Annotated in this window: 14 protein-coding genes; 9 read left to right on the forward strand and 5 right to left on the reverse strand. The window is 64.8% G+C overall.

All coding sequences use genetic code 11. The features are described 5' to 3' along the window. The first annotated feature begins 166 nt into the window (after positions 1-166). Positions 167-946, forward strand: a complete 780-nt coding sequence (locus KIT79_03335) for a hypothetical protein (protein MCW5828329.1) — start codon at positions 167-169, stop codon at positions 944-946. Here KIT79_03335 and KIT79_03340 read toward each other — a convergent pair. Beyond that, positions 943-2,661 (reverse strand): carbon starvation protein A, encoded by a 1,719-nt coding sequence (locus KIT79_03340; GenBank protein ID MCW5828330.1) that lies wholly within the window; start codon positions 2,659-2,661, stop codon positions 943-945. The genes KIT79_03335 and KIT79_03340 overlap by 4 nt on opposite strands. A gap of 219 nt (positions 2,662-2,880) precedes the next feature. Here KIT79_03340 and KIT79_03345 point away from each other — a divergent pair, with 219 nt between their 5' ends. The 3 genes from KIT79_03345 (at position 2,881) to KIT79_03355 (ending at position 7,010) form a co-directional block, all read left to right on the forward strand. Beyond that, complete coding sequence (locus KIT79_03345) at positions 2,881-4,800, forward strand: Hsp70 family protein (protein MCW5828331.1); 1,920 nt, start codon at positions 2,881-2,883, stop codon at positions 4,798-4,800. 2 nt (positions 4,801-4,802) lie between these two features. Continuing rightward, positions 4,803-5,813, forward strand: coding sequence for an SDR family NAD(P)-dependent oxidoreductase (locus KIT79_03350; GenBank protein MCW5828332.1), 1,011 nt, complete (start codon positions 4,803-4,805; stop codon positions 5,811-5,813). 84 nt (positions 5,814-5,897) lie between these two features. Next, positions 5,898-7,010, forward strand: coding sequence for a response regulator (locus KIT79_03355; protein ID MCW5828333.1), 1,113 nt, complete (start codon positions 5,898-5,900; stop codon positions 7,008-7,010). Positions 7,011-7,014: 4 nt separating this feature from the next. On the opposite strand, the gene KIT79_03360 is transcribed toward KIT79_03355, so the two are convergent. Continuing rightward, positions 7,015-8,031 (reverse strand): hypothetical protein, encoded by a 1,017-nt coding sequence (locus tag KIT79_03360; protein MCW5828334.1) that lies wholly within the window; start codon positions 8,029-8,031, stop codon positions 7,015-7,017. Positions 8,032-8,113: 82 nt separating this feature from the next. On the opposite strand from KIT79_03360, the gene KIT79_03365 reads away from it, so the two are divergent. Continuing rightward, on the forward strand, positions 8,114-8,428 hold the full coding sequence (locus tag KIT79_03365; protein ID MCW5828335.1) for a hypothetical protein: 315 nt from the start codon (positions 8,114-8,116) through the stop codon (positions 8,426-8,428). On the opposite strand, the gene KIT79_03370 is transcribed toward KIT79_03365, so the two are convergent. Continuing rightward, a complete protein-coding gene (locus tag KIT79_03370) occupies positions 8,429-9,511 on the reverse strand; it encodes a hypothetical protein (protein MCW5828336.1) in 1,083 nt (360 codons plus the stop codon). 170 nt (positions 9,512-9,681) lie between these two features. Between KIT79_03370 and KIT79_03375 the strand changes: the two genes are divergently transcribed. The 4 genes from KIT79_03375 to KIT79_03390 are packed head-to-tail and all read left to right on the forward strand — an operon-like array spanning position 9,682 to position 13,531. Next, positions 9,682-10,596, forward strand: a complete 915-nt coding sequence (locus KIT79_03375; protein MCW5828337.1) for a UTP--glucose-1-phosphate uridylyltransferase — start codon at positions 9,682-9,684, stop codon at positions 10,594-10,596. 6 nt (positions 10,597-10,602) lie between these two features. Continuing rightward, on the forward strand, positions 10,603-10,860 hold the full coding sequence (locus tag KIT79_03380) for a glutathione S-transferase N-terminal domain-containing protein (GenBank protein MCW5828338.1): 258 nt from the start codon (positions 10,603-10,605) through the stop codon (positions 10,858-10,860). Positions 10,861-10,885: 25 nt separating this feature from the next. After that, a complete protein-coding gene (holA, locus tag KIT79_03385) occupies positions 10,886-11,917 on the forward strand; it encodes a DNA polymerase III subunit delta (protein ID MCW5828339.1) in 1,032 nt (343 codons plus the stop codon). A 9-nt stretch (positions 11,918-11,926) separates the two neighbouring features. Then, positions 11,927-13,531: a Na/Pi cotransporter family protein gene (locus KIT79_03390; protein MCW5828340.1), complete on the forward strand. Its 1,605-nt coding sequence runs from the start codon at positions 11,927-11,929 to the stop codon at positions 13,529-13,531. Here the strand turns inward: KIT79_03390 and KIT79_03395 are convergent, their stop codons facing one another. After that, entirely contained in the window at positions 13,532-15,340 is a 1,809-nt protein-coding gene (locus KIT79_03395) for a TIGR03545 family protein (protein ID MCW5828341.1), read from the reverse strand. It abuts the gene before it with no gap. Beyond that, positions 15,337-15,858: a TIGR03546 family protein gene (locus KIT79_03400; GenBank protein ID MCW5828342.1), complete on the reverse strand. Its 522-nt coding sequence runs from the start codon at positions 15,856-15,858 to the stop codon at positions 15,337-15,339. Before KIT79_03400 ends, KIT79_03395 begins: the two co-directional genes overlap by 4 nt. Between the last annotated feature and the right edge of the window lie 23 nt (positions 15,859-15,881).

Below are 15,881 nucleotides of genomic sequence, written 5' to 3' on the forward strand. Positions count from 1 at the left end.
CTACCCCTCCCGCCCGGTCACCCGTTGTATCCGCCGTCACATTCGCCCCGAATATCCCGGTCAGCAGGCGAGCAGGGCTTATTCCACAGGAGCGTTAATACAGTCAATTGGGCATTAATGCCGCTGCCCCCTTGCCCCAACTCACCGATTTCACTAGCAAAAGAGTATGGCAGACCTGGAAAAAGCTGCCGGGGCGCCGGTCCTCCTCTGCGCCACCCGGGCCGAAGCTGCGCCCATTGTCGCCCGGCTCAAGGTCCGGGCCCGGATTCCGGGCACCCCAAGATACGTCCTGTGGGGGCGGCTTGATGGGCGGGAGCCGGTCATCGTTGGGGTTTCCGGCATGGGTGGAACAGCCGCGGCTGAACTGACCCAGTGGGTTTACGACGCGCTGACCCCCTCCTGCCTCATCTGGTTCGGAGTGGCCGGGGGGCTTGCTCCGGCCCTGAAGTCCGCTGACCTCGTCATTCCCGCCAAGGTCCGGATACATCCCGACCCGTTCAACTACCAGCCGGCGGCCGCGCTGCGGGAACTGCTCGTCGAAACAGCCCGCCGCTCCGGCCATGCGCCCGGCGAAACGGCCCTGATCCAGGTGGGCGACGTGATCGCTTCCGCCGCTGCCAAGGCAAGGGCCGGCGAGGAAGGCTGCGCCGACGCCTGCGACATGGAGTCGGGGGATTTCGCCCGCGTGGCCTCCCGGCTACCGGTCCCGTGGGCGGTGATCCGGTCCATCTTCGACCCGGTTAGTGACAATCTGCCGCCCATCGCCGGGGATCTTCTGGACGACCGGGGCGGTCTGCGGCCGCTTCCCGCCCTGCGCGAGTTTCTGAAATCGCCGGGGGCCATGCTGGGCCTCAGAAAGCGGAACCAGATGGCCATGGCGGCCCTGACACCGGTCCTGCTGGAAGGGGTACGGGGGTTTGCGAGGCAGCAGGCTGCCGGCAGCTAGCCAACTTGCTGAAGCCGGTAGGACGCACCTGGCGGGGGCTTCATCGGCTGGTTCCGCGCACGGATGACGGCACGGACCGACTCGTAGATGAACATGGCCGCCAGCGCCAGCATCCCGGCGGCAACGATGCCGTTCAGGACCGCCGGTTCGAACTCGAAGCCGTCCTTGCGGACATGGCTGACGCCCGCACCCGCCTGGATCACCAGTGCCGACACGGTGACGGCCAGCACGAACAGCATGGGAAGCAGGGTGAACCAGTAGCGGCGGCCTGTCCGGTAGAGCCAGACCGTCACGACCATCAGGGTAAAGCAGGCCAGAAGCTGGTTCGACGTGCCGAACAGGACCCAGAACTTGCGCCAGGCACCCTGCCCGCCAGAAAAGAGCACGGCGAGCGGCGCACCTGCCGTGGCAGCGGTGGCGAGCAGCGCCGAACGGCGGCTGGTGGAACCGGTGAGCTCCTGGAGCAGGTACCGGCCAAGGCGGGTGGCCACGTCCAGCGTGTCAAACACGAACGTGGAAAAGGCCATCGCGCCGAAAGTGGCGGCAAAGAGGAAAGCCTCCTTGCCGAGAAAGACCGTCAGGAACGATGCGATGCCGTCGCCGTAGAGCTTGCCGGGACCGCGCCCGGCGATATCGGAAGGGGCGACGATCATGATCGTCGCCAGCGCAATAACGGCGACGAACCCCTCCAGAAGCATTGCGCCGAAACCCACGGGCTTGCAGTCGGTCTCCCGGGCGATCTGCTTGGAGGTGGTTCCGCCGCACACCAGTCCGTGAAATCCCGAACAGGCCCCGCAGGCTATCGTCACGAACAGGAAGGGGAACAGGAGTTCCTGGAAGCCGGAACCGGCGGGGGATTTGAACGCCGGCTGCCGGATATCGAAGCCGCCGAAGAAAATGCCCGCGATGCCTGCCCCCAGCGCCAGGTACAGGACAAATCCGCCCAGGTACCCCCGCGACTGCTGCAGCAGCCACAGGGGCAGGAGTGATGCGGCAAAGCAGTAGGCCAGTATCGCCAGGCGCCAGGCGCCGATATCGAAGACGAGCACGTTGCTGACCTTCGTCCCGAGCCACACGACGCCGAGCGTCGCCGGAACGAACACCAGCGTCATCAGCGTCATGGAAGGGTTCCAGCGCTTCTGGATCCATCCCATGAGCAGGGCAAGCAGCAGGTACATCGTGCTGGCGGCGGCCACCGCCCCGCCCTTGTTGAAGGCGAAGTTCCCTTCGAGTTCCTCGGCCTGGCCGAGGAACGTCTCGGCGGTCACGTCCGTGAAGGCGACGATTACGTAGACGAGCGCGATCCAGATGAACGCGACCAGCACCAGCCAGGCCCGGTGGCTGATGTTGGCGCGGGTAATCTCGGCGACCGAATGGGCCCCATGCCGGACAGAGGCCACCAGCGCCGAAAAGTCATGGACCGCGCCGATCAGGATGACGCCCAGGACGATCCAGATGAGACACGGTCCCCAGCCGAAGACAAGGCAGGCGGCGATGGGCCCCACGATGGGGCCCGCCGCGGCGATGGCCGAAAAGTGCTGCCCGAGCAGGTAAAACGGCCGGGTGGGAACGAAATCGACTCCATCGTTCTTCTGGACGGCGGGGGTTTCGGCAGCGGGATCGAGGTTGTACTGCCCGGCCACGAACCGGCCGTACAGGACGTAACCGGCCGCCAGGAGCAGGATAACGGCGGCGGCCAGAAGCTCCAGCGACATGAGAATCCTTCCCGGCCCGTTCCGTAGCGGCGTGACGTCTGTATAGCACGGGAGGCACCTGAAGCCGCAAACGGCCGCCGGAAGCCGGAAAAGATGCCGGTCCGGCCCAGGGCTGTCGCCAGCCGCCGCGGAATTGTGCTAATAGCCACGTCACAACTAGGGTTCCGGAAGGGGAGGCTGGAAAAGCCCGGCGGGCATCCGGCCAGAACGAGAAGACTTATGGGAAGAACGATCGGTATCGACCTTGGTACCAGCAACTCCTGCGTTGCCACCTGGCGGGATTCCGGACCGGAAATCCTGCTCGACTCAAAAGGCTACAACACGACGCCCTCTTACGTCGCCATCAATTCGCGCGGAAAGCTGATTGTCGGCCATCTGGCGAAAAGCCAGGTGATCACCAATCCGTTCCAGACGGTCTACGCCGCCAAGCGGCTCATCGGCCGCCGGTTTACCGACGAGTCGGTCAAGATCGCCCAGCAGTTCATCTCCTATTCGCTCAAGGAAGGCCCGCATGGCGACGTGCAGATACAGCTCGCCGACCGTGTCTACTCGCCGATCGAGATATCCGCGCTGATCCTGAAAAAGCTGAAAAAGGTCGCCGAGCAGCAGGTCAAGGAAAAGGTGACCGATGCGGTCATTACCGTTCCGGCCTACTTCAACGACACACAGCGCAAGGCGACCAAGGATGCGGGCGAGATCGCGGGCCTGAACGTGCTGCGGCTCATCAACGAGCCGACGGCCGCCGCCCTGGCCTATGGCTACAAGGAAGACGTTGACAAGAACATCGCCATCTTCGATCTCGGCGGCGGCACCTTCGACGTGACCGTGCTGTCAATCTCCAAGGGTGTCTACGAGGTGCTTGCCACCGGCGGGGATTCGTACCTGGGCGGCGAGGATTTCGACAACCGGCTCGTGGAATACCTGATCAAGGATTTCCGCAAGAAGTCCGGCATCGACCTGTCGAACGACAAGATGGCGCACCAGCGCCTGAAGGATGCGGCCGAGTCCGCCAAGCGCGAGCTGTCCGCAAAGGAGTCGGCCACCGTCTCCCTGCCCTTCATCGCGCCCACATCCGAAAGTTCGCCCCATCTGGAAGTGACCATCCAGCGCCAGATGTTCGAGAGCCTGACCCGCGACCTGATCGACCGCTGCGTCCATATCTGCGACCAGGTGGTGCAGGAGTCGGGACTGAAGGTGACGGACCTGGCCGACATCCTTCTGGTCGGCGGCCAGACCCGGATGCCCCGCGTCCGGCAGCTCATCAAGGATTTCTTCAAGCTGGAACCCTCCAAGCGGGTGCACCCGGACGAGGCCGTGGCGCTGGGCGCCTCCATCCAGGCGCATATCCTCTCCACCGGCGGCACGATACAGGTGCAGGTTCCCGAGCAGGCGGCGATTCCAACGGTACGGGTGGAGCCGCCCGCTCCCGTACCTGAGCCGGCAGAGGAAGCCCCCACACTCGAACTCCAGGATGCGGTTTCTGCGGAGAGCGCTCCGGAAGAAGTCCCCCTGGAGCTTACCGAAACGGCGACCGGCGCCTCCACCGATGAACCTCCCGCCGTGGAAGAAGACCCTTTCGCCCACCTGGACGCACTGCCGCTGACAGCGAAAGCCCCGGCCCCCAGGCCGGCGGCCCCGCCACCTGCACCGGCACCGCCCCGCCGGCCCACCGGCGAGGCCAACGTGAAGCCGTTCAAGCGGGTGCTGATCGACGTGACGCCCATGTCCCTCGGCATTGCCACGTTCGGCGACACCGCATTCGTCATCATTCCGAAGAACACGACGGTTCCCACGAAGAAATCGAAGGTGTTCACCACGGTCAAGGACAACCAGGAAAACGTGCGGATCATCTGCACGCAGGGTGAATCGAAAACCTCATCCGAAAACACCTTCCTGGGCGAGGTCGTGCTCGACATGCCGCTGCCCAACCGCCGCGGGGTGCCGCAGATCGAGGTGACGTTCTATCTCAACACCGACGGCATCCTCTCCGTGTCGGCCCTCGACAAGAAGACGAACCAGAAGAAGGAAATCCGCATCGAGGCCGAGTCGACCCTGAGCGCCGACGAGGTGAAGTCCCTTGCTTCCAAATACGAGCACATGGACTTCTCCGGCGATTCCGAGGAGATTGCGGCGATCTAGGCATGGGGAAGACGGTACTCGTCACAGGGGCGAGCGGATTCATCGGCAGCCATCTTGCCGAGGCCCTGCTCGGCGACGGCCACGAAGTCCGGACGATCGTCAGGCGGCCGGAAACGCTGGAGCGGCACGGCTTTGCGAGACACCCCGGTTTCCGCGCCTTCCAGGGCGACCTGCTGGAACCACGGTCCATTACAGAAGCCTGCAGGGGGGTGCAGCAGGTCTACCATCTCGCGGGGATCATCTCGACACGGACAGGCGACCGCAAGAAACTGTTCGACATCAACGTCAAGGGCTCGGTCAACCTCATGAACGCCCTCAAGGAGACGCGGCCGGAAAAGATCGTCTACCTCGCCTCGATCTTCGCGCTCGCCAAGGGCGAACGCCACCGCCCCGCCACCGAGGAGAGTTTCTACAACCTGGAAGATGTCCATGTGGACTACTTCGAGAGCAAGCGGGCAGCCCAGCTCGAAATGGAAAAGTTCGAGATGGACGGCATGCCGGTGGTCTATGTGTATCCCGGCTTCTGCTACGGGCCGGGGGATATCTACGTTTCCAGTTCGGTCTTTATCCTGAGTTTTCTCAGGGGCGAACTGCCGGTCCTGTTCGACGGCGGGCAGAACATTCTCGACGTCCGCGACTGCGCCCGGGGGCTGATACAGGGGATGGAAAAGGGAGTGGTCGGACGCAAATACCTGATCGGCGACCACAACCTGACGTTCAAGGAACTGGCCGCCGCACTGGCGACCGTTACCGGGAAAAAGGCCCCGTCGGTCGCGCTGCCCCGCCCGCTGGTGATGGGGCTCGGTTTCGTCGCCGAAAAGCTGGCGCCCAGGTTCCCCCTGAACCGCCAGTCCGCCGAGGCGGCCTGCCACTACTGGTTCTACGATACCTCCCGGGCCCGGCGGGAACTGGGCTATTCCGGCCGTCCGCTGGAGGAGACGCTCCGCGACGCGGTCGCCTGGTTCCGGGAAAACGGCTACGACCAGCGCGGCTTCAAGCCGCCGGTCCACTGACCGGGGCACCCCTCGATTCCAGCGGTTTTCACGGCTATACTTCCATCGCTTGAATCTGCTGGAATATCCAGTATTTAGGGCCCCGTGACGCGAACCATCGTACATATTGACGACGACCCGTCCATCCTAGACCTCGTGGCCAGTTCACTGACCGAGCCCGGTTCGACGGAAGTGGTTTCCGTGCGCGATCCCGACAAGGCAGTTGAAACGATCGGCAAGCTCCGGCCGGACCTGATCCTGTGCGACATCAACCTGCCGGAGCGGGACGGCTTCTCGCTGGTGGAAGAGCTGCGCCGCTGGCCGGTTTCCATCAACGCGCCGGTGATTTTCGTCTCTGGCGTCTCCGACGAGGCACAGGTGGAGCGCGCCTTCGGCCTCGGCGCGGCGGATTTCGTCCGCAAGCCGTTCCGACCCTCCGAACTGAAAGCCCGGGTCATGGCCCGGCTGGGAGCGCATACCGCCACCCGGGCCACGGGCAGCGGCATGAGCCCCGACGTGCGCGGATCGCTGGCCATGATGAGCGTCGGCGACCTGTTCAATGCCGTCGAACTGGGGCGCAAGAGCGGCGTGCTGAAGCTGGCGTGCAGCGATATTTCGGGCGAGATCCGGTTCCGGGGCGGGCGGATCGTGGCCGCCCAGTGCAGCGACGGCACCGCCGGAGAAATGGCTGCCTACCGGCTCTGTATCCAGACGGACGGAGCGTTCGAGATGCAGTTCATGCCGGAGGCGCAGATCGAGGGGAAAATCGATCTCTCTCCCCAGTTCGTCCTCATGGAGGCATTCCGCCTCCAGGACGAAGGCGCCCTCTCGAAGCCCACGGCTCCGTCGCCGGCGGCACCTGCCCATGGCTCCGAAATACAGTCCCTGCTCGATGTCTTTGACCGCGCCATCGCCCATTCCCGCAAGACCGCGCATTCCTCGGTCGTGCGGAACTATCTGGAAGAGTCCCGCCGGATCCTCCCGCGCCAGTGGCGCGAAAGCTGCCAGGCCGGTTCCCGCGACGGAACTCTGGAGGGCGAACCAGTCATCATGCTGCAGCCGGGCACCCAGGGAGCAGAGAGCCTGCTCAAGGCATGGATCTCGGAGTTCATCAAGCGCGGGCAGTATTCCGAGCCCAAGACGTTTTCCCGCAGTTCCATCCTTGATGCCGGCGTGACGGACGCCGGCCTGCTGGACGCCATCGGCATCCGGAACTAGGCCGTCAGGCGGAACTCCCCTCGGCAAAAGACTGGCTCACGCGGGCGCTGATGATCCGCGCATAGGCCGCCGGAAGCCGGTTCACAGCCAGAAGCAGCGGTCCGATGTCGGTGTCGATCGACTTCTGCGGGCCGGCGTCGGCATACACGATATTCACCACCCGGCCGCCCACATGGACCGGCACAAGCAGCGAGTTGCCGCGCTGCTTGACCAGCACCTTTCGGATCAGGTCGTTGGTGGGCGACCGCGGGATGCTGCCGAGATAGTGCCCGGGGTGTTTTACCACCGCATCGAATATTGACGGCTTGTCGAGCGTCACGGCAATGGCACGGACCAGATCCCTGTCGATCCCCTCCCCGGCGCCGTCCCAGCCGAACACGATGTCTTTCCGCACCAGGAAGAACACCGCCCGCCCGACCGTCCGGGCAGCCAGGGTCACGACGGCACGGACCGCCTCGTCCCGGGTGGAAGACGTCTCGATGGATGGCGGCGGCGCGGAACTGGCGCGCAGGGCGGCGGCGGCTTCGGTCCGGCGCTGGTACGACCGGATCGAACGGTCGATGTAATCGACATTGTGCTCCTCGTACCGCCAGCTCGGGTCCAGCCCGCAATAGGTTTCCAGCAGCGAGATCATCGTCAGCTCGCTCACGACAAACGGCTTCACGATGAGGCCGGTCGAGTAGGCGATTTCCGCCTTCACCACGTGTTCGCCCGGATGGACCATGAGAAGGTACAGGGTCTTCGACTCCACCCGGTACGGAAACACCCTGGCGCTCACGCACCGCTCGCGGCCGATCCGCTCGACCAGCGCCGGATCGATGGCCGCCCGGTCCACGGCGATGGTCGGCAGGCCATACTGCCGGGAGAGGCACAGGGCCACCTGGTCTTCGGTGAGCACGCCCATCTCGACCAGGTTGGTGGCGAGCTGGCCCCCATAGACGGCCTGGTGGCGGATCGCCTCCTCGATCTGCTCCCGCGTGGCGAGACGCTCCTTGAGCAGAAGGCGGGCTAGCAGTTCCATGCGGTCAATTAAGACCGATTGGCGCCCAAAAAGGGAGTGCCCGCCGGTGGTCCGGTGCGGGCGGACCAGCTAATGTTGCCGCATGGATCTGGGACCGCCGAACCTGCCCTCGCGGAACCGCGCCTACGGGCTTTATGACTCCCCGCTGGGGCGGCGGCTCCTCCGGTCGCGGCGCCTGCTCCGGTCGCTGGAACAGGACCTCGCCGAGAATGGCGCCGTCCACGGATTCCGTGTCTCCGAAAATCCCGATCGCGGCGGATTCGACCTCACCATCCGGATGTCCTGCGAACCCGGCAGCTACCGCCGGACGACCTTCATCACCCGGGCCGAATACCGCTACCTGCTGGAAAACCCCAGCCTCGCGCCCCTGCTCCGCGCCGGCCGGTACCTGATGTAGCTATTTCCCGCCCGGCGGGACGAACCGCGGCGGATCGGTGATCCGCGGCCCCTGGTTCGGCGGGTAGTTTCCGCCCGAAGATCCGCCCTGGCCGAAATCACGGTAGGTGAACTCGATGGTGAACTGGTTGGCCTCGCGGCGGAGGTTGCGCTGGTAGGCGAACACGATCGACACGTTGGGGTTCTCGAACCCCGCGCCCATCGTCATGAGAAAGTCCCGGATGGCCGGCTCCCGCAGCACGCCGCCCCTCAGCAGCAGTTCCTTGACGGGTTCGGCCTCTATGCCGACCAGGAATCCCGCGTCCAGATCGCTCGACCGGGTGAGGTCGGTAATGACGCCACCGGCACCGCGGAGCCACTCCAGCGGCGCGATGCTGCCCGTGATCTCCACGTTCCGGGCAAGGCGCTCCTTGTCTGTCCCGATGAGGTTGCGGCCCACGAGGGCCGCCGACAGGTTCCACAGGTTGGGCAGCGGGTCCATGTGCGCCGAGAAGGTGGCATCCACCACATGATCGCTGCCGCCTTCGATGGGGATATCCGTGCGGAGCCAGTTGACCGCCGCGCCCGCGTACAGCGGGATTCCGAACAGCGGATAGCCGTCGGCAATGCCTAGGGAAAGGTAGCTGTAACGGGGCGGCCGGATGTCCTTGCCCATGAAGCCGAACCCGGCGTCCGATTCCATGCTGTAGTAAAGCCCGGCGGCGAGCTCGGTCGTCACCGAATCGATCACCCCGATGTTGTACTGGTCGGAGCCGTCGGCATTTCGCTGGTAGCCGCCGCCGATTGAGAACATCTTGAGCCGCGCCAGGGCGGCGGGATTCAGCCGGACCAGAGCCGGATCGACGATCAGGCTCGCCCCCGCCCGGCCCATGCCGATGCTCCGGCCGCCGGGGGTAAGATCGAACTTCGGAACGCCGAGGCCGCCCAGGTATTCCTTGCCCGGATTCACGCAAACAGCGGGATCTTTGGATTCGAGCGTGCACGCGGGCGCCTGGGCCTGGAGCCGGGCCGGCAACAGCAGCGCCGCCAGCAGCATCAGGAAGGCAACGGGACACGAAACAAACTGACGGTGAAACCGGATCAACGGGGACTCCATCCCGCCTGCCACTGCCGCGCTCCGCGAAAAAGCCCGGCCGAATGCCCTCCGGCCTATCGTGCCCAAGATACGGACTCCGGCGGAGAGTTTCAACCGGCCGCCAGAGGATGCTATGCATAATGCTCCGGAAGCATTACGCAGGGAAAGGAGAAGGTCCGTTGCCGGGATTACGGAAAGTCAGGACGGCGGTCATTCCCGTGGCGGGGCTCGGCACACGTTTTCTGCCGATCACGAAGTCGGTCCCGAAGGAACTTTTGCCGGTCCTGAGCCGCCCGACGCTTCATCTGATCTGCGAGGAGATACTCTCGGCCGGAATCCGCAACGTGGTGCTGGTATCCAGCCCCTCCAAGGGTGCGCTGGAGGACTACATCAGCCCCAAGCGCGTCCTCCGGGAGCACCTCCGGAAGGCGGGCAAGGATGAGCTTCTGGCGGGCTGGAAACGCAGCCTCGGCAGGCTCAGTTTCCGGGTGGTGTACCAGCGCAGGCCGCGGGGCCTCGGCCACGCGGTCCTCCAGGCGGCCCGCGCCGTGAAGGGTGCGCCCTTTGCCCTGCTGCTGCCGGACGAGATTTTTTTCCACGCCCCGGGAGAACAGACCGGACTGGCGAAACTCGTGCATCTCCACGAACGGGAAGAGGCGCTTGCCACGATCGCCGTGAAGAAAGTCCCGGCGGCGGACGTGAGCCGGTACGGCATCGTCCGTCCGGCCGGAGCCGCACGGCCGGGCAGGCCCATGCTGGCCGCCGGAATGGTCGAAAAGCCGGAAACGAGGGCGGCACCCAGCCGCTATGCCATCATCGGCCGGTACGTGATCGACCCCGCCGTCTTCGGCGAGCTCCGCAGGGCCCGGCCGGGAGCGGGCGGCGAGATACAGCTCACCGACGCGCTCGATTCCCTGTGCCGGAAGGGAAAGGTGCTGGCAACCGAGGTGCCCGGCGTCCGGTTCGACACCGGAGTCCCGCTGGGACTGGTGAAGGCGAATCTCTACGCCGCCTGGCAGAATCCCCGGCACCGGACGGAACTGAAGGCACTCCTTCACACGCTTGAAAAGTCCGCCCGTCAGGGACACCGTTAGCCCCCGATGCTGACCCTCTACTACTACGACAGCTGCCCCTTCTGCCGCCGGGTGATCCGGGCAATCGACGAGCTGGGCATCCGCGGGCAGCTCCAGTACCGGAACATCCACGAAAGCCGTGAGGCCGCCAGCGAGATCCGGCACTACCAGAATGGCCGCTCGCAGGTTCCGATGCTGCTGATCGGCACGGTGCCGATGCTCGAATCGGAGGACATCATCGCCTATCTGCGGGAGCGCTTCGGCCAGAAGGCCGCAAGCCACTGACGGCAAGGGAACCCGGCTGACCCCGATGGCACGAAGCGAGGCACCCACCGCCGACCAGGTGATGAAGGAAATCGAGGCCGGACGCATCCGCCCGGTCTACTATCTGGCGCCGCTCGGATCGGGCGATCCCGTGACCGAACCCTATTTCGTCCAGGAACTGCTCCGTGCGCTCCGGGAAGCCACCGTCCGCGACACGGCCGACTTCAACCTGGACCGTTTCGACGCCGCCTCGTGCGAACCCGACCGGATCACGGGCGCGGCGCAGACGTTCCCGATGATGGCAAAGCACCGGCTCGTGGTCGTCCGGAACGCAGAGAGACTGGACACCGAGGCCGGTCACGACGCCCTCATCCCCTACCTCGAACGGCCCGCCCAGAGCTCGGTCCTTGTCATGGAAGGCGACAAACCTGACGGGCGGCGGAAGTTCGCCAAGGCGCTCCAGGAAGGCGGAGCCTATGTGGATGTCTCCCGCCCCAAGGAGGAAAAGCTGGGCTACTGGATCAGCCGCTTCGCCCGCCTGAGAAAACGCAAGGTGAGCGACGGGGCGGCGGGCCTGTTCATCGAGCGGATCGGCGCCGACATCACCGCCCTCGACCAGGCGATCGAGGTCGCCACGCTGGTCAGCCCGGACGCCGACACGATCTCCGAGGAGACGGCCCTTCAGGTGATCGCCCGCACGCGGGGGTACACGGCGTTCGAACTGTTCGACGCCATCACCGACCGCGACCTGGCTTCGGTCTATGTCATCCTGGACAAGCTGGCGGAGGGGGCGAATCCGGAATATCCGGCCATCATCGGCGGCCTGCACTGGAGCTTCCGGCAGATGCGGCGAATGAACGAGCTGAAGACGCGAGGGGTCTCCGGCGAGGAGGCCTGCCGCGAACTGAAGATATTCTTCAGGCGGGACGAGAAGATCCGGGCGGCGGCCAAGTGGCGGGGCGCCCCGTGGGACCGGCTGGCCGGGCGGTTCTACGAAGTGGACCGGCTGATCAAGGGCGCGCCCGTGGACCGGCGGCTGGTGGTCGAGAAACTGCTCACCGACATGGCACGGCGCTAAGACAGGCAGATGATTCCCGCACTGGCCGGTGGCATCGGCGTATTCCTGCTGGGCATGGTCCTGCTCACCGACGGGCTCAAGTCGCTGGCCGGCGGTGCCCTGCGGAGCATCCTTGCCCGGTTCACGCGGGGGCCGGTTTCCTCGATGGCATCGGGCGCGCTGGTGACGGTGCTGGCGCAGTCCTCCACGATCACGACGCTGGCCACCATCGGGTTCGTCAACTCGGGCCTGCTCAACTTTACCCAGGCGGTCGGCGTGATTCTCGGAGCGAATCTCGGCACCACCGCGACCGGCTGGATGGTGCTTTACCTCGGCCTCAAGTTCAGCATCGTCAACGCGGCCATGCTGATGGTGGGTGCCGGAGCGCTGATGCGCCTTCTGGGGCGCGGACGCCTTGCCTCCGGAGGACTGGCCCTGGCGGGGTTCGGCCTCATCTTCGTCGGCATCGACATGCTCCAGACGGGCATGAAGCACCTGGGGAACGATTTCGACCTGAGCGGCTACGAGGCCGCCACAATCTGGGGAAGGGCGCTGCTGGTCGGCACCGGCGTGCTGATGACCGTGGTCATGCAGTCATCCAGCGCCGCAGTGGCCACCACGCTCACCGCGCTTCATACCGGCGCCATCCAGCTCGACCAGGCCGCCGCGCTCGTCATCGGCCAGAACATCGGCACGACGGTCAAGGCTGCCCTGGCGGCGATAGGCTCCTCCACCGCCGCCCGGCGTACCGCCCTCGCCCATATCCTGTTCAACCTGCTGACGGGCACGGTTGCCCTGCTGGTATTTCCATTGTTCATGCATCTGAACCGGCTGATCGCCGGAGAGATCCTGCACGAAAGCGGCGCGATGGTGCTCGCCCTGTTCCACACCTCGTTCAACGTGCTGGGGATACTCCTCATTTCACCGTTCCTGGGCCCCTTCGCACGGGTCATCGTCCGGCTTCTGCCCGAACGGGGACCGGCGCTGACGCGCCGCCTGGATGACAGCGTGACGGTGGTGCCCGCGCTGGCTGTCGAGGCCTCGCGCCACACCATCATGGACACGGCGGCAGAAGCCTCGCGGCTGGTCCGGGAGCGGGTACGTGGAACCCACCTGCCGGTGCTGCAGGAGGAGATCCATGCTGCCATGCAGGCGGTGGACGATACCCGGTCCTTCATCGGTCGGGCGCAGATGCACGATCACGAAGGCGGGCACTATGCCCGGTTCCTGTCACAGCTCCATGCTCTCGACCACCTTGGCCGGCTGCTCGGCGCGGTGCAGGAAACCCAGCCGGCAAGCATCATCGATTCCGTGGCGCCCCTTGGCGACGTGCGCGACCGGCTGGCCGCCGGTCTGGCAGGCCTGGAGGCCTGGCTTGGCGGACTGGACGGCACCTTCGATGCGGTGGAACCACTGCGGACGCTCTCAACCGAGCTGGCGGAAATCCGGCGCACGCGCCGGGCACAGATACTGGAGCACACGGCCCGCGGGCGGATGTCGCCGCTGGACGCCGACGAGCAGCTCAAGGTGATGCAGTGGCTCGACCGGCTGACTTACCACATCTGGCGGATGAGCCATCACCTTGCCGGCAACGATACCACCGCCCGGCCGGATGGCCCGCTGCCAGCGGAATAGCTACCGGCTCAGGCCGGGCAGCTTGAGTCCCCCCGGAATGGGCAGGCTCCCTTTACCGGCACCCGCGCTCTTGATCGCCTCTTCAATCAGCTTTTCGCCTTCCTTCACCAGCGCCTCCAGATCCTTGTCGAGGCCCCCGATGATGCCGACCTTGGCCTGAAGTTCCTCAAGCGGTTTCTGCACGCGCTTCATGATCTCCGCCCGGAGCCGCTGCTCGAACTCCTTCACCAGTTCGGTGATGATCCGTCCGATCGCCTTTTCCAGGATTTCGTCCAGATTGGACCGGAGGATCAGGTCGTACTCCTCGGGACTCCCCCTGACCTCGGCCTCGATAAACAGCTTCTGGATGTCCCGGAGCGCCCCGTCCACGGCCTTGGCCACCGGGTTCTTCATCTGACCGAAGCCGGTCACGATCTCCACCGGCGTCATGTTGGCGGAGATCAGGCCGTTCACATGGCTCTTCAGGAACTCCATCTTGATGCTGACGTCCGCATCGGCGCGCTTCAGGTCGATTGGCCAGCGGCCGTCCTTCGAGAGCGGCACGTCACGGAACTGGAAGCCCCGGCCCGACAGGGCGACGGTGTCCTTGGGGTCCCGGGGACGGGTGCGGTTGAACTCCATGTCGAGCGAGGCCTCGCGGATGAGCGTTTCGAGCTTCTCTCCCACCAGCCGGACAGTCAGCGGCGATCCCAGAATGGCCTGATTGTCCGTGACGTTACGGACGTCGCCGGTGAACTCGCCCACCTCTTCAACCTTGAGCGTCACCCGTGACTTCGAGATCAGGAAGTCCGGCAGCGGACGGCGTTCCTTGAACTTCACGTCCACGCCCTTGCCGCGCTCGGGCTTCTTCTCCTTCGGCGACTCCTCCTTGGGCTCCAGGTAGGGGGATATCCGTGCGTGCCACATGAACGCCTGCGACAGGTAGCTGGCGTAGGTGGGGCCCATGAAGGTTCTCGTGAGGTTCGTCAGCCCCTTGCCGGAGAGGTTGTACTTGTCCTTCAGCCGTTCGATATCCTCGAACGGCGCCTTGCGCGCCTCCTCGGCCCGCTTCTTCACCAGCTCAAGGGTTTTTTCCAGTTCCTTCCGGGCCTTCTCGATCTTGTCGATCTCGCCACGGATCTCCTGCGGAAGCTTTGCGGCGGTGGCCGCCGCCGTGATTGCCGCCGCCGATCCCGCCTTCATGTCCTTCTTGATCTTCTCGACCCGCGCCTTGTAGTCGTTGAAGGTTTTCTTGCCCGGCAGGTCGTTCTTGACCCGCTTCTCCCAGGCGTCCCGCTCGCTGTCCACTTCCGCCCGTATGGTTTCCACGAGGCGGACCGACGCCAGATCCTCATTCTTCAGGATCGCCATGACGTCGGGAACTTCCAGCGCCGGAAACTCCAGCGGACCGGTCTGCTTCACGACGAAATCGGTCACGGGCCGCGGAACCACGGTATCGATATTGCGCTTGGCCTCGCCCGAATATTTCCGCCTGGTGCCGAACTCCATCCCCTCGACCGACATGTCATCGATGTGGGTCTTGCCGAGCAGGAGCTGCCAGAAGTCCATCAGGAACGCGATGCGTTTGATCTCGACGGCGTTCTGCATCGGCTTGCCGGGATTCGTCACCTGCATCCGGGTGAGCGTGAGCCCCAAGGGAAAGAGCGACACGTCCGCCTTGTCCAGTTCCACCTTCGCGCCGACGGCAAACGTGCCCCAGTTCTCGATGTACCGCTCAACCCAGCGGTCGACGTAGACGAACCAGAACAGGCCGATGAGGCCGGTTACCGCGGCGAATGCGGCGAGTCCCTGCCAGCGGATCCACTTCATTTGACGATCCCCCAGCCCTGGGCCTTCTCATACAGCTGGTAGAAACTGGACGCCTTGAACGCCTTCATGATCTGGAGCCTGTTCACCCATTCAAGGAAATGCTCGCGGTATTTGCGGATCAGGAGGTTCGAGACGAGGAGCAGCGGGATGAATGCCGCCAGCGCGATGGAAACACTCCCCATGACGACCGTGTTGTTGAAGCGGGCGATTCGCCAGACCGGCTGGTTGTAGAGATTCGTCCAGGTCTGCTGAAGCCCCTCGGCTGTCAGGATCGCCAGTCCCGCCTTATGGAACACCGGGTCGATCAGGTAGGCGATGCCGGAGCAGATGCCGAAGCTGAGCATGAAAGCCGACAGGTTGCACCGGATCACCAGCACCATGAGCAGCACCAGAAGGTTGTGCAGGCTCATGAGCGGGCTGAACCCCATCAGCATGCCGAAGCAGAAACCCAGGGATATTTGTCCCGGTTCCGCGTCCGAATTGAGGACTTTCAGGAACTTGGCCAGAAGTGAAAGCATGGCCCCAACTGTAGCCCGTTAAC

This window comes from Deltaproteobacteria bacterium (assembly GCA_026129095.1).
In the GTDB taxonomy this organism is placed as follows: Bacteria; JAGRBM01; JAGRBM01; order JAGRBM01; family JAHCIT01; genus JAHCIT01.